Below are 18,224 nucleotides of genomic sequence, written 5' to 3' on the forward strand. Positions count from 1 at the left end.
CGTTGGCGGAGATCGCCAACAAGCAAGCGCATACCGCAGGTAATACTTGTGGGTAACAACGTCTAGCCGCAGGCGACCAGCGGTTCTACGGTGCCCCCATGCCGAACCTGCCCGATGTCGTGCTGTGGTCGATACCCGCCTTCGTACTGCTCACCGTGATCGAGGTGATCAGCTACCGCATCCATCCCGACGACGACGCCGACGGGTACGAGGCCAAGGACGCCGCCACCAGTGTCGGCATGGGGCTCGGGTCGCTCGTCTTCGACTTCGTCTGGAAGATCCCGATCGTCGCGATCTACTGGGCGGTCTACGAACTCACCCCGCTGCGCATTCCCGTCCTGTGGTGGACGGTCCCGCTGATGCTGTTCGCGCAGGACTTCTTCTACTACTGGTCCCACCGCGGCCACCACGTCATCCGCATCCTGTGGGCCTGCCACGTCGTCCACCACTCCAGCAAGAAGTTCAACCTCACCACCGCACTGCGCCAGCCCTGGACCTCGCTGACGGTCTGGCCCTTCTACGTCCCGCTCGTCGCCGTCGGTGTGCACCCGGCCGCGCTCGCCTTCTGCTCCTCCGCGAACCTCGTCTACCAGTTCTGGATCCACACCGAACGCATCGACAAGATGCCCCGGTGGTTCGAGTTCGTGTTCAACACGCCGTCCCACCACCGCGTGCACCACGCCTCCCAGGGCGGCTACCTGGACCGCAACTTCGGCGGGATCCTGATCATCTGGGACCGGTTGTTCGGGTCATGGGTGCCGGAGGTCGAGCGGCCGGTGTACGGGTTGACCAAGAACATCAACACGTTCAACCCGTTCAAGGTGGCCACCCATGAGTACCTGGCCATCGGCAGGGACCTGAAGGCCGCACGCGGTTGGCGGGAGCGGGCCGGGCGGGTGTTCGGGGGTCCCGGCTGGGCGCCGGCCGCCGCCGTGGAGCAGACCGAGGAGTCCGTGACCGCGTGAGAGCGTCCCGGGCGCTGCTCGCCGCCTTCGCTCTCGCCGCCGCGGCCGACCTCGGCTGCCTCGCCGCCGGCTTCCACCCCGGGCACGCGGTCGCCAAGGTGCTCCTGATGCCACTGCTCGCCGCCTGGGCCGCCCGCACGGGTGGGCCGCGGCTGCTCGTCGCCGCCCTGCTGTGCGGCTGGGGCGGCGACGTGCTGCTGCTCTCCGACGCCGACCCCGCCTTCATGGCGGGGATGGCCTGCTTCGCCGCCGGACACGTCTGCTATCTCGTCCTGTTCCGCCGCCACGGACCGGCACACGCGCGTGCCCGCGTTCTCGCCGTCGTCTACGCCGCCGCCCTCGTCACCCTGGTCGCCCTGCTGTGGCCGGACCTGCCCGCAGGCCTCCGTGTCCCCGTCGCCGGCTACAGCACCCTGCTCACCGCCATGGCGTACACGGCGGTCACCCGGCTCGGCCCGGTCGCCGGGCTCGGCGGTGCGCTCTTCATGCTCTCCGACACCCTCATCGCGACCGGTGTCGCCGACTGGCCGCAGCCGCCCAGACCCGACTTCTGGATCATGCTGACCTACGTGGCGGGGCAGTTCCTGCTGGTCCGGGGCACCCTCGACGCGCGGCCCGCACCGGCGACGGCGTACCGTGAAGTGCGCCCGACCACCCCCTGAGCGCACCCACGACACCGCACGAGAGGGATCCTCGCCATGCGCGCCACCACCATCCACGCCCCGTACGACATGCGCGTGGAGGACGTGCCCGAGCCGGTGGTGCAGCTGCCCACCGACGCCGTCGTACGGGTGCTGCGCGCCTGTATCTGCGGCAGTGACCTGTGGGCCTACCGGGGCGAGGCGGCCCGGCAGCCGGGGCAGCGCATCGGGCACGAGTTCCTGGGCGTCGTCGAGGAGACCGGCTCCGAGGTGGGCACCGTCCGGCGCGGCGACCTCGTGGTGGCCCCCTTCATGTGGTCCGACGGTGTCTGCGACTACTGCCGCGAGGGCCTGACCACGTCCTGCGAGCACGGCGGTTTCTGGGGCTCGGTGGGGTACGACGGCGGCCAGGGCGAGGCCGTGCGCGTCCCGTTCGCCGACGGCACCCTGGTCCAGCTGCCCAAGGACGCGGCCTCCGACGACCACCTGCTGACCGCCCTGCTGACCCTCTCCGACGTCCTCGGCACCGGCCACCACGCGGCCCTCGGCGCGGGCGCCCGTCCCGGTGCCACGGTCGCCGTCGTCGGGGACGGCGCGGTCGGCCTGTGCGCCGTGCTGGCCGCCAAGCGGCTGGGTGCCGAACGGATCATCGCGCTGGGCCGGCACGAGGTGCGCACCGACATCGCGCGCCGCTTCGGCGCCACCGACGTCGTCGCCGAGCGCGGGGACGCGGCCGTGGAGGCCGTCCGCGAGCTCACCCGGGGCCAGGGCGCGCACTCCGTCGTGGAGGCCGTGGGCACCGAGCAGTCCATGCGGACGGCCGTCGAGATCACCCGGGACGGCGGCGCGATCGGCTTCGTCGGCGTCCCGCACGGCAGCGGCACCGGTCTGGACCTCTCCGTCATGTTCGACCGGAACATCGCCCTGCGCGGCGGAGTGGCCCCGGTCCGCGCCTACATCCCCGACCTGCTGCCCGACGTCCTCGCCGGCACCGTCGACCCCTCGCCGGTCTTCGACCTGACCGTCGGCATCGAGGGCGTGCCCGACGGCTACAAGGCGATGGACGAGCGCACCGCCCTCAAGGTGCTCGTCACCAACGACTGAATCAACGCCCCGGTCAATCTCCCGTCAATCTCACGGTCAATGGTTGATCAGGTCCACTTGATGGAGCGCATCTGATGGAGCGTGCTTGAGCGGGTCGACCTGATCAAGGGACCCGGTCAAGTCCATCTGATCGGCACCGGCAGCGCCGTCAGTACCCCCGACACCGCGACCACCACCCCCAGCACGGCCACCTCGGCCCGCGCCGGGACGTACGCGGTGAGCGGGTCGGCCGCCCGGCGCAGCCGGAACCGTGCCCACAGCGCGAGCGCGGCGACGGCGGCGACGAGAACCACCTTGGCCAGCAGGGTGCGCCCGTACGCCGTCGTCGTCAGCTGGTCCAGGACCGTGCCCGCGGGCATCCGCCGCAGCGAACTCCACACGCCCGTCGCGGTGATGGCCGCGAGCAGTACGGCGGCCACGCGCGCGTAGAGACCGAGCAATGCCGCCCCGGCCTCCCCGCCGCACCACCGGCGCAGCAGGCGCAGCACGTGCAGCAGACCGCCCGCCCACAGCGTCGCGCAGGTCAGGTGCACCAGGGTCAGCGCCGAGCCGAGCAACGGGTTGTGCTCGGGCGCGGGATGGGCGCGCAGCGCCTCGGCGACGACCACCGCGGCCGCCGGCCACACCAGGAGCGCCGGGCGGCGCGCGCGGGCGCACAGAGCGGCCAGCAGAAAGGCGTTGACCTCGATCAGCGCCAACTTGCCGTCACGCGACTGGTAGAGACCGCCCACGTCGACGTCGGCGAGACCGCGCGGCACCAGGTTGCCCGTCGACACGACCGACGCGAGCGCCAGCGCGGCGACGAAACCGGCGGCGGCCGCGAACACCGCCCAGCTGGGCGGCCGTTCGGGCGGCGGGTCCGGCAGCCGGCGGGCCAGCCGGTCCACGAACAGCTCGCCCAACGGCACGCACAGCGCGGCGAACAGCACCCCGCGCAGCAAGGCGATACCGCCCGCCCCCGGCGCCGCGGCCTCCCCGGTGTCGTGCAACGCGACGGACGGCCCGAGCAGCGGCACCACCAGCGTGCCCAGCGCCACCAGAACCAGGACGGCGACGGCCCGGCCGCTACCGGGGCGTCTCGCGGGGCCGTTCGCGTCGGCCGCTTCGGTGGTCGGTCGTGTCGCCGTCACCCCACGATCTTCGCCAGTCATGACAGAACCGGGCAAGTAGCGGAAAACAACTGACGGAGCGTCATTCCGCCTGTCCGTACATTTCCCGCCCGTCGCGCGGTGCGGTCATGCCCAGGTGGCCGGATCCGACCCCCACAGCACCGGCGGTCGCGCCCAGCCGGCCGGGCCGCCCGCGAAGGACACCGGCGGCCGGGCGTACCGCAGCCGCCCCAGCGCGCTGCCCGTCTCGGCGAGCCAGGCGTCCGGGCCCTCGTACGGCTCGCCGCCCTCGGGTCCCGGCTCCAGTTCCGCCGTGAGCCACCGCGCGGTGCGCGCCAGCGCCAGCTGTACGAACCTGCTCCCGCCGTCGTACGACTGCTCGGTCAGCGCTCGGAGGACACCCGCCGCCAGCAGATACCCCGTGCCGTGGTCGAGTGCCTGCGCGGGCAGCGCGCCCGGCCGGTCCGCCGAGCCCTCGGTCTCCGCGATACCGGTGGCGACCTGCACCAGGCTGTCGAAGCCGCGCCGCCCGGCCCACGGCCCGTACGCACCCCACGCCGACACCTGGGCCACGACCAGTCCAGGCCGCCGTTCGGCCAGAGCCTCGGGGGAGAGGCCGAACCGGTCCAGGGCGCCCGGCCGGTAGCCGGTGACCACGACGTCCGCCGAGGCCAGCAGCTCCTCGAAGGCCGCCCGGCCGGGCGTGAGGTCGAGCGTCGCCGAGCGCTTCCCGAAGCCCGTGTCGGCGTGCTGGTCGGGGAGTTCGGGCAGCCAGGGCGCGTCCAGGCGCAGGACGTCCGCGCCCAGCAGGGCCAGGGTGCGGGTGGCGACCGGGCCCGCGATCACCCGTGTGAGGTCCAGGACGCGTACGCCCGCCGCGGGCAGCAGGGGATCACCGGCGAGCGGCGCGAGAGCGCGTACGGGCGCGTCGCCGATCCGCTCCCGGCTCAGCAGCGGCCTGAGCGCCACCGCCGCGCCCTGCTCGTGCGCCGCCCACTCCTTGGCCGTACGCAGGGCGACGGCGAGGCCCCCGGCCGCGCACACCGTGTCCTCCACGTCCACCGCGGACCGCTCCGCGAGGCAATCGGCGACGGTGTCCACCGACGCGTCCCCGGGCAGCCCGAGCGCGCTCAGCAACCGGGCCCGGTGATGCGGATAGTTCGCGTGCGTCCGCACCCAGCCGTCCTCGGCCCGCCAGAACCGCGACAGCGGCGCGAAGTTCACCGGCGCCCGCCCGTCGACCAGCAGATGCCGCTCACTCCCGAACGCCGTGCCGACGGCCCCGTCGTCGACCCGCACCTCGGGCACGTCCGTGAGACCGGCCCGCCGCGCCCCCAGCTCGGCGGCCGCCAGCGCGCAGGCCCCCACGCACGCCCGCGCCAACTCCCGTACGGGGAGCCGCGCTTCCAGCACCCCATCCCGTACAACGTTCGAGATCCGCGGGACCGGGGCGGCATCGCCGCCCAGGGCCGACCAGGCGGACTCGGTGTGCTCAGTAGTCATATAGGCACTATGCAGGGTGTACTGAATCAACATGTCGACCCAGGGTGACGAGGGGAAGCATGCCGGGGCGGAATTCCGTGAGTGGAGAACAGGCCAAGCCCGGTCCGCAGTCCCGCCTCCCCCCTGTTCCGGATGTTCCGGAGCCCCGCCCGGTACGTCGGCACGGGCGACTCGCGGGTGAAACCGGAAGGTGCGGAACGCCGACCGGAATCGGCAGCGGACAGCAGGGCATCCCAGGCTCGTGGACGACGACTCTGTACCGGCCACGGCTCCGCCTGTCGGTGCACTGCCGTGACCAGCCGTCCGGCGCACAAGTCGCGCCGGAGAATACATCCTTGACTGCGTGATCATTTGTCTTGAACTGTGAAGAGCTTGTGCTCAATTGGCTTTTACTCTTCATTGGCATTGATCAAGTCCCGTACGGCGGGGCCGGTTTCAGGGGGTGGAGAGTGGCTGGGAGAAACCCAGGACTCGTAGGAAGATCGATCATGGCGCTCGCGCTCGTGGCCGGATTGTCGGCTCTCGCCGGCAGCGCACACGCGGGTACGACCGAGTGCAGGCTTCCCGAGACAGGGGAACTGGGCGTCGAGCAACTGCCCACCGGATCGTCCGTGATCACGTGCGGCGCGGTCGGACGGGTCGTCGTCTACGACGGTGCCGGTGTAACCGTGCCCGAGCCGGGCATGGCCGTGAGCGTCGACATGCTGACCACGGACGGCGAGACGCACGGATTCACGCTGGAGGTCGCGGCGGACAGCAAGGTCTCCTACCTCCTTGAGGGAGCCGTCGCGGACTCCTCCACCGGTGGCTACGACGTGCCCGAGCCGACGACACCCGACCCGGCGTCCGACGTCCCGGCGGAGACGGACACGGTCACCGACGCCACGGACTCCTCCACCGATGCCGAGGTGGCCGACGTGGACGCCGCCGCCTCCCCGTCGGCATGCAGCGACGGCGCGTACAAGACGGACGACCGCAAGGAGTACGGCACCTACAACTGGTACATCGGCGACGGCGGTCTGCCCGCCGGGCTGTCCAAGACCGACGCCATCTGGGCGTTCGGGGACGCCCTCGACAACATCACCGAGAGCTACAACAACTGCGGCTACAGCGACTCCGTCGGCGCCAAGGAGAACTACCTGGCCACCACCAGCCGGGAGGCGAGCGTCAACAAGAGCAGCCAGTGCACCGGCCAGGACGGCCTGAGCGTGTGGGACGCCGGCGACATCAAGGACACCGCCGTCGCCACGACCTGTTCCTACACTTGGTCCATGCCGGGGGTGAAGAACGACCTGCGCGAGGCCGACGTCCGCTTCAACACGTACAACCATGACTTCACGAACAAACCGACCAGCAGCTGCGCGAACAGGTTCTTCGACGTCCGCTCCGTGGGTACGCACGAGGCCGGACACATCTTCGGACTCGGCCATGTCGGGGCGGGGCACGAGAACCTCACCATGTACACGGATTCGTTCAGGTGCAAGACGATCGCCAGGACCCTCGGCAAGGGCGAAGTCCTGGCGCTGCGCAGTATCTACTAGGCAGACCCCACAGGAGGCGTCGATGAGATGGTCCGGGCGATCCGCGGGTCTGCCGCTGCTGCTGACGGCGTTGGCCGTGGCGGCTGCGGCGTGCACGACGAGCAGCAGCAGTGACGGCGACGGGTCGGCGTCCTGCGTCTACCGGATCCTGTACCAGGACCGGACGTACGAGGACGTCACGGATGTGACGTTCGAGGCCGGCGGGAAGCTGGGCACGGCCACCCACCCGTCGTGCGACGACACCGGCGGTGAGGACGAGACCCTGCCGGCGGACACGATGACGGCCTACGAGGTGGACGGAGCCCCACCCGAGGTGGCCATCGCGGTCGGCGACACACCTGCGAACGCGCGGCTCGTCGCCGTCTACTCGGACAAGGAACTCCCACCCGAGGTGCAGAAACTGATCGACGGATCCTGACGCGAGTGCCCGCCGGTCATGGCCATCCCGCTGGGGATGGCCATGACCGGCGCGCGCCGCGTTACTTGACCGCCCGCAGTGCGTTGATGATCCCGGCCCCGTAGAAGCCGTTCACGCGCTTGCCGCCCACACAGGTGGCGTCGACGACTCCGTCGCCGTCCCCGTCGTACGGGTCCGTCGGGCAACCCGGGTTGTCCGCCTGCGCCTTGAGGAGCGCCTGGAGCTGGGCCGGGGTCGCCTTGGGGTACTTGGACTTCAGCAGCGCGGCCACCGCGGCGGCGTGCGGCGAGGCCATCGAGGTGCCCTGGAGGAAGCCGTACTGGTTGTTCGGCATCGTGGAGAGGATGCGGCCGTTCTTCGACGGCGTGTCCGGTATCTGGTAGCGGTCGCCGCCCGGCGCCGCCACATCGACGACACCGTAGCCGTAGCTGGAGAAGTACGACTTGGCGCGCGCCACGCCGGTCGAGCTGACCGTGACGACACCCGGCAGCTGGGTCGGCACGTCGAAGCACTCGTGCGGGTCGATCGTGCGGGTCACCGGCGTCGAGTCGTCGGGGCTGGACTCGTCGACGATTGCGTCGGAGTCGAGGTCCTCGTTGGAGTTGCCCGCCGCCGCCACATTGAGGGTGCCCTTCTTCTGGGCGTACAGCTGGGCCCGGTTCACCGCGTCGACGATCGCCCGCTGGTCGGGGTCGTCCATGCAGTTGTAGAGCCACGGGTCCACGTAGTAGCTGTTGTTGGTGATCTCGACGCCGTGGTCGGCGGCGAACACGAAGGCGCAGACGACGCTCTCCGGGAAGAACAGCTGGCCGGCGTCCGGCTCGGCCACCGTGATGCCCGCGACCTTCACACCCGGCGCGACGCCCGCCACACCGATGTCGTTGCGGGCCGCGGCGATCTCACCGGCGACATGCGTGCCGTGGTAGTGGTCGGCGTCCACGGGGCGCCAGGCGCCGTACGTCGTGTCCGGCTTGCCGCCCACGCAGTTCGCGGACTGCGAGGCGGAGAAGTTCGGGGCGAGATCCGGGTGAGTGTCGTCGACGCCGGTGTCGATCACGGCGACCGTCACGCTCTTGCTGCCCGGGTTGATCTTCGCGGCCTTGTCGGCGCCGATCGCGCGCAGGTCCCACTGGTCGGCCTCAAGGGGCTCCGCACCCGCCGAGGCGCTCTGCGAGAGCTCTGCGGCGTCCGCGGCCGACAGTATCTGCGCCGCGCCTTCCTGCGTCGTCCCCGCGGCCGTCAGCGGCGCCGTCCGCGTGGCGCCCGCGGACTGCACTCCGCGCGCCGCGCGGATCTGCCCGCCGAAGGCCGGGTTGGCCGAATGGACGACGATCACACCGATCTTCTCGTACGCGATGACGACGGTGCCGCCGGCCTTGGCGATGGCCTTCTTCACCGACTCGACCGTGCGGTGGTCGGCCTTGGTGTTGACCACGTACGACAGGACCGGACCGTCCGCGCTCGTCGCGGTGGTCGCCGTGATCGGGGCGGCCGAGGCGGCACCCGGCAGGAAGCCGAGCGAGGCGGTGAGCGACAGGACGACCGGCACCGCGAGGGCGAGGCGGCGTCTGGAACGCAGATGGGCCATGGGGTCTCCACATCATCCGGAACATCAACCGAGAACGGGCCCGCCCGAGCCGTGCGTGCTGCTTGGGCAGGTACATGACGGGTGGTGCAGGGGTGAAGCTATCTCCCGCACTCACCGGCCAGCAATGACCGGAGTGGGGTCACGCGAACGACTTCCGAAAGAACTCGGGCGAGTTGAACCTGTCCACGCGTGGCGCCGTGACCTTGAGGAGGGAGCCACAGCAGGATCGAGGCCCCCGTCGGAATCACTTACCGGAGCCCCCGCATCACTCCGGGTAGGTGATCCACATGTCTGTGAGGTCAGAATCCGCATGTCCGTATCGCGAGGAGACTCCGTGGCTACCGAGACACCACCGCCCTCGAAAGCGCAGACCCGGCTCCCCTCCAGCGAGGAGTTCACCGAGGTGCAGCAGAGTCCGGAGTTCGCCGAACTGCGGCACTCCTCCCGCTCCTTCGCCTTCCCGCTGACCGTCGGCTTCATCGCCTGGTACCTGCTGTACGTCCTGCTCTCCAACTACGCGGGCGACTTCATGGGCACCAAGGTCGTCGGCAACATCAACGTGGCCCTGGTCCTCGGCCTCGCCCAGTTCCTCACCACGTTCCTCATCGCCTGGTGGTACGCGCACCACGCCGCCGCCAAGCTCGACCCCAAGGCCGAGGCCATCAAGTCCCGGATGGAGGACGGCGCATGAGTCCCGCGATCACCTTGGCGGCCGGCGAGGCCAGCGAGCACCGGACGCTGATCATCACCCTGTTCGCGGTGTTCGTCGCCGCGACCCTCGTCATCACCATCTGGGCCGGCCGCCAGACCAAGGACGCCGCCGACTTCTACGCGGGCGGCCGCCAGTTCACCGGCTTCCAGAACGGCCTGGCCGTCTCCGGCGACTACATGTCCGCCGCGTCCTTCCTCGGCATCGCCGGCGCCATCGCCCTCTTCGGCTACGACGGCTTCCTCTACTCCATCGGCTTCCTGGTCGCCTGGCTGGTCGCCCTGCTCCTGGTCGCCGAGCCGCTGCGCAACTCCGGCCGCTACACCATGGGCGACGTGCTGGCGTACCGCATGCGCCAGCGCCCGGTCCGTACGGCGGCCGGCACCTCGACGATCGTGGTGTCGATCTTCTACCTGCTGGCCCAGATGGCGGGAGCGGGCGTCCTCGTCTCCCTCCTCCTCGGCATCACCAGCGACGCCGGCAAGATCGGCATCGTCGCCCTGGTCGGCGTCCTGATGATCGTCTACGTCACCATCGGCGGCATGAAGGGCACCACCTGGGTGCAGATGGTCAAGGCCGTGCTGCTCATCGTGGGCGCCCTGCTGCTGACCTTCATGGTCCTGGCCAAGTTCAACTTCAACATCTCCGACCTGCTCGGCAAGGCCGCCGACAACAGCGGCAAGGGCACCGCCTTCCTGGAGCCCGGCCTGAAGTACGGCGCCACCGGCACCAGCAAGCTGGACTTCCTCTCCCTCGGCATCGCCCTGGTCCTCGGCACCGCCGGCCTGCCGCACATCCTGATCCGCTTCTACACCGTGCCCACCGCGAAGGCCGCCCGTAAGTCCGTGCTCTGGGCGATCGGCCTGATCGGCGCCTTCTACCTGATGACCCTCGCCCTCGGCTTCGGCGCCGCCGCGCTGATCAAACCGGACGAGATCATCGCCTCCAACAAGTCGGGCAACACCGCGGCCCCCCTCCTCGCCCTCCATCTGGGCGGCGTCGACTCCAACTGGGGCGCGATCCTGCTGGCCACCATCTCGGCGGTCGCCTTCGCGACGATCCTCGCGGTGGTCGCGGGCCTCACCCTGGCCTCGTCGTCCTCCTTCGCGCACGACATCTACGCCAACGTGATCAAGAAGGGCCAGGCCTCCGAGAAGCAGGAGATCAACGCGGCCCGCTACGCCACCGTCGGCATCGGCGCGGTCTCGATCGTGCTCGGCGCCCTGGCCCGCGACCTCAACGTCGCCGGCCTGGTCGCGCTCGCCTTCGCGGTCGCCGCCTCCGCAAACCTGCCGACCATCCTCTACAGCCTCTTCTGGAAGCGCTTCACCACCGCGGGCGCCCTCTGGTCGATCTACGGCGGCCTGGTCACCGCAGTCGGCCTGGTCCTCTTCTCACCGGTGGTGTCCGGCAAGGAGACGTCGATGTTCCCGGACGTCGACTTCCACTGGTTCCCGCTGGAGAACCCCGGCATCATCTCGATCCCGGTCGGCTTCCTCCTCGGCGTCGTGGGCACCTACCTGTCCAAGGAGGTCCCGGACGCCGCGAAGTACGCGGAACTGGAGGTGCGGTCCCTGACCGGCACCGGAGCGCACTGACCTTCGTACGACTGGCCGCGTCGACGGGATCGTAGGGTCCTACGACGCGGCCGCGTCGTACCTCGTGGCATCGGGGCCCCCGCGATGTCAGTGCTGTCACGTAGGCTCGCAAGTGACGGAAGAGAACCGATCCGTAACGAGGGAGGGGGCCCAGGTGCTCATCGATACCTACGGCCGGGTGGCCACCGACCTGAGGGTCTCGCTGACCGACCGGTGCAATCTGCGCTGTACGTACTGCATGCCCGAGGAGGGCCTGCAGTGGCTGACCAAGTCCGACCTGCTCACGGACGACGAGATCGTCCGCCTGATCGACATCGCCGTCCGCCTGCTGGGCATCGAGGAGGTCCGCTTCACCGGCGGCGAGCCCCTGCTGCGCCCCGGCCTGGTCGGCATCGTGGAGCGGGTGGCGGCCCTGGCCCCCCGCCCCCAGATGTCCCTGACGACCAACGGCATCGGCCTGCGGCGCACCGCCACGGCCCTGAAGGCGGCCGGTCTGGACCGGGTCAACGTCTCCCTCGACACCCTGCGCCCGGCGGTCTTCAAGCTCCTCACCCGCCGCGACCGTCACCAGGACGTCCTCGACGGCCTCCAGGCGGCCCGCGACGCCGGCCTCACCCCCGTCAAGGTCAACACGGTCCTGATGCCGGGCCTGAACGCGGACGAGGCCCCCGACCTGCTGGCCTGGGCGGTGGAGCACGACTACGAGCTGCGCTTCATCGAGCAGATGCCGCTGGACGCCCAGCACGGCTGGAAGCGCGACGGCATGGTGACGGCGGGGGACATCCTCGCCTCGCTCCACACCCGCTTCGACCTCACCCCCGAGGACGCCGCCGAGCGCGGTGCCGCCCCGGCGGAGCGCTGGCTGGTGAATGGCGGCCCGTACCGCGTCGGCGTCATCGCCTCGGTCACCCGCCCGTTCTGCGCGGCCTGCGACCGCACCCGTCTCACGGCCGACGGCCAGATACGCAACTGCCTGTTCGCCAGGGAGGAGACGGATCTGCGCGGCGCCCTGCGCTCGGGCGGATCCGACGAGGAGATCGCCCGCATCTGGCGACTGGCGATGTGGGGGAAGAAGGCGGGGGCGGGCTTGGACGACCCGTCGTTCGTGCAGCCGGACCGGCCCATGTCCGCGATCGGGGGCTAGAGCGCCCGCTCAGTCCCCTCGCTCCGTCCACTCCCGCAACAACACGACATCCTTCAAGAACCCCCGCACCCCCAGAAACTGCGAAAGATGCTCCCGGTGCTCCTCGCAAGCGAGCCAGGTCTTCCGCCGCTCGGGAGTGTGAATCTTCGGGTTGTTCCAGGCCAGCACCCACACCGCGGCAGCGCGGCAGCCTTTCGCGGAGCAGACGGGGGAGTCCGGTTCGGAACCGGGGGCATTCGGGATCACAGGGACGACCCTAGCCGAGGCCCGGTCGGTGCTGCCGTGCGGTCGCCGACCCGCGTCCGGACACCAGCAAGGTCAGACAGACGAATGCCAGTGGGACGAGTACGGTCATGGCAGGTGTACGGCGGATGTTCAGAGGTGGTTGTCCGCCTGAAATGGCGACGCCGAGCAGCCACGGGGGGAGCTGCCCGGCGTCGGTCCGTCGCTCCGACGGGGGATGCGGAGCGCGTACGCAGTATGTCATGGGTCACCCGCCGCCCGGCACCGGAACTGCATGATTGATCTGAGCTTTTCCTGAGCTTTGTACGTGGCAGCCGTCCGCCTACGCACCATCCCTGATGCTCAGACCGGCCCCGGCTGCTCGTCGCGCACCCCTGCCGCCGGATCCGCCACCGCGTCCTTTGGGACGGACTCCACGTGCGGTTCCTCCGCGCGCGGCGGCGCGATCATCAGCCGGGTCGGCGCGACACCGAATGTCGACGGGAGCGAGGGCGGGCGCTCCCGGCCCGCGTTGGCGATGACCACCGCGACATAGGGGAGCAGCGCTCCCAGCACCAACGCCACGACGGCGACATAGCGTTCGACGTTCCACAACGTGGCCGCGAGGATCACCGCAGCGGTTCGGACGGTCATCGAGATGACATACCGTCGCTGTCGGCCGCGTACGTCCTCCGCAAGGCCGGTGCGGGCCCCGGTGATCCGGAACACCTGGGCGCTTCCGCCGCCGCGCTGCTTCCGCATCACATTCCACCATCCGCCCGTATCGGACTCTCCCCGGCCCATACCCTGTCCGCGCCCGTACGGGGAACCGGGCCGGGACGTCTCTTACGTTACGCCGCGTCTGCGCCGCCTTCGAGACCGGGTCGCCCTCCTGCCTGCGTGAACGTCCTGCGCCGTACCACGTACGGGCTTACCGACATGCGCCGTACGGCGTACGGGCCGAGACTTGGCGTAATGCTCACGTCGAGCCGTACGAGGAGGCAGCCATGGGCTGGTTGTGGGCGATCATCGTGGGATTCGTGCTGGGCCTGATCGCGAAGGCGGTCATCCCGGGAAAGCAGCACAGCCCCCTCTGGCTGACGACCATCTTCGGCATGCTGGGCGCGATCGCCGGCAACGCGATCGCCCGCGCGGTGGGCGTGGCGGAGACCAGGGGCATCGACTGGAGCCGCCACATCTTCCAGCTGGTCGCCGCGATCATCATCGTCTTCCTGGGCGACATGCTGTACATGGCGACCCTGGGCAAGCGGAAGCAGCGAGTCTGAAGCGACCCGTGAGGGGCGCGGGGTCGTGTGGAAATCCCCGCACCCCTACGGCGCTCATGAACCGACGACCTCCACAGCCGCCAGGTTCTTCTTGCCCCTCCGCAGCACAAGCCACCGCCCGTGCAGCAGCTCCCCGGCGGAGGGCACCGCGTCCTCGGCGGTCACCTTCGCGTTGTTCACGTAGGCCCCGCCCTCCTTCACGGTCCGCCGCGCAGCGGACTTGCTCGCCACCAGCCCGACCTCCGCGAACAGGTCGATCACCGGCCCCAGTTCGGCGACCTGGATGTGCGGCACCTCGGAGAGCGACGCGGCCAGAGTCCTCTCGTCCAGCTCAGCCAGCTCGCCCTGCCCGAAGAGCGCACGGCTCGCGGCGATCACCGCGGCCGTCTGGTCGGCGCCGTGCACCAGCGTCGTCAGCTCCTCGGCCAGCGCCCGCTGGGCCGCCCGCGCCTGCGGACGCTCCTCGGTCTGCTTCTCCAGGTCCTCGATCTCGTCGTGGGACCTGAAGCTGAAGATCCGCAGGAACTTGGAGACGTCCCGGTCGTCCGCGTTCAGCCAGAACTGGTAGAAGGCGTACGGCGTGGTCATCTCCGGGTCGAGCCAGACCGTGCCGGACTCCGTCTTGCCGAACTTGGTGCCGTCGGCCTTGGTGATCAGCGGCGTGCCCAGCGCGTGGACCACGGCGTCGGGCTCGACCTTGTGGATCAGATCGGTACCCGAGGTGAGGTTGCCCCACTGGTCGCTGCCGCCGGTCTGCAGCGTGCAGCCGTACCGCCGGTACAGCTCCAGGAAGTCCATGCCCTGGAGGATCTGGTAGCTGAACTCGGTGTAGCTGATGCCCTCCTGGGACTCCAGGCGCCGGGCGACGGCCTCCTTCGCGATCATCTTGTTCACGCGGAAGTGCTTGCCGATGTCCCGCAGGAACTCGATGGCCGACAGGCCTTGCGTCCAGTCCAGGTTGTTGACCATGACGGCCGCGTTCGGCCCCTCGAAGTCGAGCAGCGGGGCGATCTGCGCGCGCAGCCGCTCGACCCACTCGGCGACGATCTCGGGCGCGTTCAGCGTGCGCTCGGCGTTCGGCTTCGGGTCGCCGATCAGGCCCGTGGCGCCCCCGACCAGGCCCAGCGGGCGGTTTCCCGCCTGCTGGATCCGGCGCATCGTCAGGATCTGCACGAGGTTGCCGAGGTGCAGGCTGGGCGCGGTCGGGTCGAAGCCGCAATAGAACGTGACAGGACCGTCCGCGAACGCCTTGCGCAATGCGTCCTCGTCCGTGGAGAGGGCGATGAGCCCCCGCCACTTCAGTTCGTCGACGATGTCCGTCACGGTTCTCGTATCTCCTTGGGCGATCTCGGATGATCTATGGATGATCTCGGGGCAGTCGTGCGACCACCGGCTACGAGGTTATACGCCCTGACTGACAGAGCTCATATTGAAGTCGGGCACGCGCAGCGCGGGCATCGCAGCCCTAGTGAACCAGTCGCTCCACTCCCTCGGCAGCGTCTTTTCCGTACGCCCGGCCTCCGTGGCCCGCCCCAGCAGGTCCACCGGCGACTCGTTGAACCGGAAGTTGTTCACCTGTCCGGTGACCTGGCCGTTCTCCACCAGGTACACGCCATCCCGGGTCAGGCCGGTGAGCAGCAGCGTCGCCGGGTCGACCTCGCGGATGTACCAGAGGCAGGTCAGCAGCAACCCGCGCTCGGTGGCCGCGACCATCTCGTCCAGGGAGCGGTCATCGCCGCCGTCCAGGATCAGGTTCCCGCCCGCCGGGGCGACCGGCAGCCCGGTCAGGCCGGCCGTGTGCCGGGTGGTGGTCAGGTGCTTCAGCTCGCCGCCCGCGACCCACTCGGTGGCGGCGACCGGCAGCCCGTTGTCGAAGACCGACTGGTCACCGCCGGAGGAGTGCGCCACGACGAACGGCGCGGACTCCAGGCCCGGCTCGTTCGGGTCGCTGCGCAGGGTCAGCGGCAGGTCGGTCAGCCGCTCGCCGACGCGGGTGCCGCCGCCCGGCTTGGAGAACACCGTCCGCCCCTCGCTCGCGTCCCGTCCGGACGCCGACCACAGCTGGTAGATCAGCAGGTCGGCCACGGCGGTCGGCGGCAGCAGCGTCTCGTACCGGCCCGCCGGCAGCTCCACCCGGCGCTCCGCCCAGCCGAGCCGTACGGCCAGCTCGGCGTCGAGCGCGCCCGGGTCGACGTCCTTGAAGTCCCGGGTGGACCGCCCGGCCCAGGCCGACCGGGTACGGTCCGGCGACTTGGCGTTCAGCTCCAGGGTGCCGGTGGGCTGGTCGTGGCGCAGCCGCAACCCGGTCGAGGTGCCCACGTACGTCGAGACCAGCTCGTGGTTGGCGAAGCCGTACAGCTCGCGGCCACCGGCACGCGCGCGTGCGAAGGCCTCCCCGAGCGCCGGGGCGAAGTCGGCGAACACGGCGGAGGAGGTCTCGGCGGGCGCGTCCGTGAAGTCCGGCGCCTCCGGTACGCCGGTGACCAGCGGCTGCGCGTCCTCGGCGGGACCGGCGCCCCGCGCGGCGGCCTCGGCGGCCCGCACCAGCGGCTCCAGGTCGTCGGCGGTCACCGCCGACCGGGACACGACACCCGAGGCCGTGCCCTCCTTGCCGTCGACGGTCGCGACGACGGTGAGCGAACGGCCGCGCGTGACGCCGTTCGTGGTGAGCGCGTTGCCGGCCCAGCGCAGGTTGGCGGTGGAGTGCTCGTCGGCGATGACCACACATCCGTCGGCCCGGGAGAGTTCCAGAGCACGCTCGACGATCTCGTGCGGCTTGTTGTCACGGGCGCTCATCGACCGGCCTCCTGCGTGGTGTTGAGGATGTTGACGCCCTTGAAGAGGGCCGAGGGGCAGCCGTGGGACACGGCGGCGACCTGTCCCGGCTGGGCCTTGCCGCAGTTGAAGGCGCCGCCCAGGACGTAGGTCCCCGGGCCGCCGACGGCCGCCATGGAGCCCCAGAAGTCGGTGGTCGTCGCCTGGTAGGCGACATCCCGGAGCTGTCCGGTGATCCGCCCGTTCTCGATCCTGAAGAACCGCTGGCCGGTGAACTGGAAGTTGTAGCGCTGCATGTCGATCGACCAGGAACGGTCGCCGACGACGTAGATCCCGCGGTCGACCCCGCCGATCAGGTCCTCCGTCGAGAGACCGGCCGGGTCCGGCTGGAGCGAGACGTTGGCCATGCGCTGCACGGGCACATGCCCGGGGGAGTCGGCGTACGCACACCCGTTGGAGCGCTCGAAGCCGGTCAGCTTCGCGATCCTGCGGTCCAGCTGGTAGCCGACGAGCGTGCCGTCCTTCACCAGGTCCCAGGACTGGGCCGCGACGCCCTCGTCGTCGTAGCCGACGGTCGCCAGGCCGTGCTCGGCGGTGCGGTCGCCGGTGACGTTCATCAGCTCGGAGCCGTACCTGAGTTTGCCGAGCTGGTCGAAGGTGGCGAACGAGGTGCCGGCGTAGGCGGCCTCGTAGCCGAGCGCGCGGTCCAGCTCGGTGGCGTGGCCGATGGACTCGTGGATGGTCAGCCACAGGTTGGACGGGTCGACCACCAGGTCGTACAGCCCCGCCTCCACGCTCGGCGACCGCATCTTCTCGGCGAGCAGCTCCGGGATCTGCTCCAGTTCGGCGTCCCAGTCCCAGCCGGTGCCGGTGAGGTACTCCCAGCCGCGGCCGACCGGCGGTGCGATGGTCCGCATCGAGTCGAACTCGCCGCTCGACTCGTCCACGGACACGGCGGTCAGCTGCGGGTGCAGCCGCACCCGCTGCTGGGTGGTCACGGTCCCCGCCGTATCGGCATAGAACTTGTTCTCGTGCACGGTGAGCAGCGAGGCGTCGACATGGCTGACGCCGTTCGCCGCCAGCAGCCGCGCGCTCCACTCCGCGAGCAGCGCGGCCTTCTCCTCGTCGGGCACGGTGAACGGATCGATCTCGTACGACGAGATCCACGTCCGCTCCTCGTGCACCGGCTCGTCGGCCAGCTCGACCCTCCCCCACTGCCCGAAAGGCGTGGGAGGTGCCCCCACATCGGACCCGGCAGCCTTGATCACCTGCGCCGAGAGCTTGGCCATCGCCACCGCCTGGGAGGCGACCTTGGCGGCGGCGTCCAGGCTCAGGTCCACGCCGGAGGCGAAGCCCCAGGTACCGCCGTGCACGACCCGGACCGCGTAGCCGAGGTCGGTGGTGTCCGACGATCCGGCGGGCTTGGCGTCCCTGAGACTCCAGGAGGCGCTGCGCACCCGCTCGAACCGGAAGTCCGCGTGCTGGGCCCCCAGCGCACGCGCGCGTGCCAGCGCGGCGTCGGCCAGGGCCCGTAGCGGAAGCGCCGTGAAGGCTTCGTCGATGGAATGAGGCACGGAGGTCTCCCTGCTGTCGTGGCCTGTCCGTCCGATCATGTCGCGCC

17 protein-coding genes are annotated in these 18,224 nt (G+C 70.3%); 9 read left to right on the forward strand and 8 right to left on the reverse strand.

Annotation, left to right across the window (positions count from 1 at the left end; genetic code table 11):
* Positions 1-98: 98 nt before the first annotated feature.
* Genes AB0D59_RS23320 through AB0D59_RS23330 form a run of 3 tightly spaced genes read left to right on the forward strand, consistent with a single transcriptional unit; the run spans position 99 to position 2,710 of the window.
* Positions 99-965, forward strand: a complete 867-nt coding sequence (locus tag AB0D59_RS23320) for a sterol desaturase family protein (protein ID WP_362568419.1) — start codon at positions 99-101, stop codon at positions 963-965.
* Positions 962-1,627 carry a lysoplasmalogenase gene (locus AB0D59_RS23325; protein ID WP_362568422.1) on the forward strand — a complete coding sequence of 222 codons (666 nt, stop codon included), beginning with the start codon at positions 962-964 and terminating at the stop codon, positions 1,625-1,627. Before AB0D59_RS23320 ends, AB0D59_RS23325 begins: the two co-directional genes overlap by 4 nt.
* A 36-nt stretch (positions 1,628-1,663) precedes the next feature.
* Positions 1,664-2,710, forward strand: coding sequence for a zinc-dependent alcohol dehydrogenase family protein (locus AB0D59_RS23330; protein WP_362568425.1), 1,047 nt, complete (start codon positions 1,664-1,666; stop codon positions 2,708-2,710).
* A gap of 116 nt (positions 2,711-2,826) precedes the next feature.
* Here AB0D59_RS23330 and AB0D59_RS23335 read toward each other — a convergent pair whose 3' ends face one another.
* On the reverse strand, positions 2,827-3,840 hold the full coding sequence (locus tag AB0D59_RS23335) for a CopD family protein (RefSeq protein ID WP_362568428.1): 1,014 nt from the start codon (positions 3,838-3,840) through the stop codon (positions 2,827-2,829).
* 105 nt (positions 3,841-3,945) lie between these two features.
* Entirely contained in the window at positions 3,946-5,322 is a 1,377-nt protein-coding gene (locus tag AB0D59_RS23340; RefSeq protein ID WP_362568431.1) for a CoA transferase, read from the reverse strand.
* Positions 5,323-5,810: 488 nt separating this feature from the next.
* Between AB0D59_RS23340 and AB0D59_RS23345 the strand changes: the two genes are divergently transcribed.
* Together AB0D59_RS23345 and AB0D59_RS23350 are read left to right on the forward strand one after the other, a co-directional pair.
* Complete coding sequence (locus tag AB0D59_RS23345) at positions 5,811-6,863, forward strand: peptidase M10 (RefSeq protein ID WP_362568434.1); 1,053 nt, start codon at positions 5,811-5,813, stop codon at positions 6,861-6,863.
* A gap of 22 nt (positions 6,864-6,885) precedes the next feature.
* Positions 6,886-7,281, forward strand: coding sequence for a DUF6281 family protein (locus tag AB0D59_RS23350; protein ID WP_362568437.1), 396 nt, complete (start codon positions 6,886-6,888; stop codon positions 7,279-7,281).
* Between the two features lie 61 nt (positions 7,282-7,342).
* Here AB0D59_RS23350 and AB0D59_RS23355 read toward each other — a convergent pair whose 3' ends face one another.
* The gene (locus tag AB0D59_RS23355; protein ID WP_362568439.1) at positions 7,343-8,869 is read right to left on the reverse strand and encodes a S8 family serine peptidase; all 1,527 of its coding nucleotides are present in this window, start codon (positions 8,867-8,869) and stop codon (positions 7,343-7,345) included.
* A gap of 334 nt (positions 8,870-9,203) precedes the next feature.
* On the opposite strand from AB0D59_RS23355, the gene AB0D59_RS23360 reads away from it, so the two are divergent.
* The 3 genes from AB0D59_RS23360 (at position 9,204) to moaA (ending at position 12,320) form a co-directional block, all read left to right on the forward strand.
* Entirely contained in the window at positions 9,204-9,560 is a 357-nt protein-coding gene (locus AB0D59_RS23360; RefSeq protein WP_362568441.1) for a DUF485 domain-containing protein, read from the forward strand.
* Positions 9,557-11,176 carry a cation acetate symporter gene (locus AB0D59_RS23365; RefSeq protein ID WP_362568444.1) on the forward strand — a complete coding sequence of 540 codons (1,620 nt, stop codon included), beginning with the start codon at positions 9,557-9,559 and terminating at the stop codon, positions 11,174-11,176. Before AB0D59_RS23360 ends, AB0D59_RS23365 begins: the two co-directional genes overlap by 4 nt.
* Positions 11,177-11,330: 154 nt before the next feature.
* A complete protein-coding gene (gene moaA, locus AB0D59_RS23370; protein WP_362568447.1) occupies positions 11,331-12,320 on the forward strand; it encodes a GTP 3',8-cyclase MoaA in 990 nt (329 codons plus the stop codon).
* 9 nt (positions 12,321-12,329) lie between these two features.
* On the opposite strand, the gene AB0D59_RS23375 is transcribed toward moaA, so the two are convergent.
* Together AB0D59_RS23375 and AB0D59_RS23380 are read right to left on the reverse strand one after the other, a co-directional pair.
* A complete protein-coding gene (locus AB0D59_RS23375; RefSeq protein WP_362568450.1) occupies positions 12,330-12,566 on the reverse strand; it encodes a hypothetical protein in 237 nt (78 codons plus the stop codon).
* A gap of 339 nt (positions 12,567-12,905) precedes the next feature.
* Positions 12,906-13,304 (reverse strand): DUF3099 domain-containing protein, encoded by a 399-nt coding sequence (locus AB0D59_RS23380; RefSeq protein ID WP_362568453.1) that lies wholly within the window; start codon positions 13,302-13,304, stop codon positions 12,906-12,908.
* 245 nt (positions 13,305-13,549) lie between these two features.
* Here AB0D59_RS23380 and AB0D59_RS23385 point away from each other — a divergent pair, with 245 nt between their 5' ends.
* A complete protein-coding gene (locus tag AB0D59_RS23385; RefSeq protein WP_351733247.1) occupies positions 13,550-13,828 on the forward strand; it encodes a GlsB/YeaQ/YmgE family stress response membrane protein in 279 nt (92 codons plus the stop codon).
* Between the two features lie 54 nt (positions 13,829-13,882).
* Here the strand turns inward: AB0D59_RS23385 and tyrS are convergent, their stop codons facing one another.
* The 3 genes from tyrS to AB0D59_RS23400 form a co-directional block, all read right to left on the reverse strand.
* On the reverse strand, positions 13,883-15,151 hold the full coding sequence (tyrS, locus tag AB0D59_RS23390; RefSeq protein WP_362568456.1) for a tyrosine--tRNA ligase: 1,269 nt from the start codon (positions 15,149-15,151) through the stop codon (positions 13,883-13,885).
* 78 nt (positions 15,152-15,229) lie between these two features.
* The gene (locus AB0D59_RS23395) at positions 15,230-16,624 is read right to left on the reverse strand and encodes a metallopeptidase TldD-related protein (RefSeq protein WP_362568459.1); all 1,395 of its coding nucleotides are present in this window, start codon (positions 16,622-16,624) and stop codon (positions 15,230-15,232) included.
* Positions 16,621-18,177 carry a TldD/PmbA family protein gene (locus AB0D59_RS23400; protein WP_362568462.1) on the reverse strand — a complete coding sequence of 519 codons (1,557 nt, stop codon included), beginning with the start codon at positions 18,175-18,177 and terminating at the stop codon, positions 16,621-16,623. The genes AB0D59_RS23395 and AB0D59_RS23400 overlap by 4 nt, the downstream gene beginning before the upstream one ends.
* Between the last annotated feature and the right edge of the window lie 47 nt (positions 18,178-18,224).

The sequence above is a fragment of the Streptomyces sp. NPDC048417 genome, assembly GCF_040651615.1.
Taxonomy (GTDB): domain Bacteria; phylum Actinomycetota; class Actinomycetes; order Streptomycetales; family Streptomycetaceae; genus Streptomyces.

Excerpts from the sequence above, each read along its gene's own strand:
- AB0D59_RS23320 (WP_362568419.1), top strand. The coding sequence starts at position 99 with ATGCCGAACCTGCCCGATGTCGTGCTGTGGTCGATACCCGCCTTCGTA.
- AB0D59_RS23330 (WP_362568425.1), top strand. The coding sequence starts at position 1,664 with ATGCGCGCCACCACCATCCACGCCCCGTACGACATGCGCGTGGAGGAC.
- AB0D59_RS23340 (WP_362568431.1), bottom strand. The coding sequence starts at position 5,322 with ATGACTACTGAGCACACCGAGTCCGCCTGGTCGGCCCTGGGCGGCGAT.
- AB0D59_RS23345 (WP_362568434.1), top strand. The coding sequence starts at position 5,811 with ATGGCGCTCGCGCTCGTGGCCGGATTGTCGGCTCTCGCCGGCAGCGCA.
- AB0D59_RS23350 (WP_362568437.1), top strand. The coding sequence starts at position 6,886 with ATGAGATGGTCCGGGCGATCCGCGGGTCTGCCGCTGCTGCTGACGGCG.
- AB0D59_RS23355 (WP_362568439.1), bottom strand. The coding sequence starts at position 8,869 with ATGGCCCATCTGCGTTCCAGACGCCGCCTCGCCCTCGCGGTGCCGGTC.
- AB0D59_RS23365 (WP_362568444.1), top strand. The coding sequence starts at position 9,557 with ATGAGTCCCGCGATCACCTTGGCGGCCGGCGAGGCCAGCGAGCACCGG.
- AB0D59_RS23380 (WP_362568453.1), bottom strand. The coding sequence starts at position 13,304 with ATGCGGAAGCAGCGCGGCGGCGGAAGCGCCCAGGTGTTCCGGATCACC.
- AB0D59_RS23385 (WP_351733247.1), top strand. The coding sequence starts at position 13,550 with ATGGGCTGGTTGTGGGCGATCATCGTGGGATTCGTGCTGGGCCTGATC.
- AB0D59_RS23395 (WP_362568459.1), bottom strand. The coding sequence starts at position 16,624 with ATGAGCGCCCGTGACAACAAGCCGCACGAGATCGTCGAGCGTGCTCTG.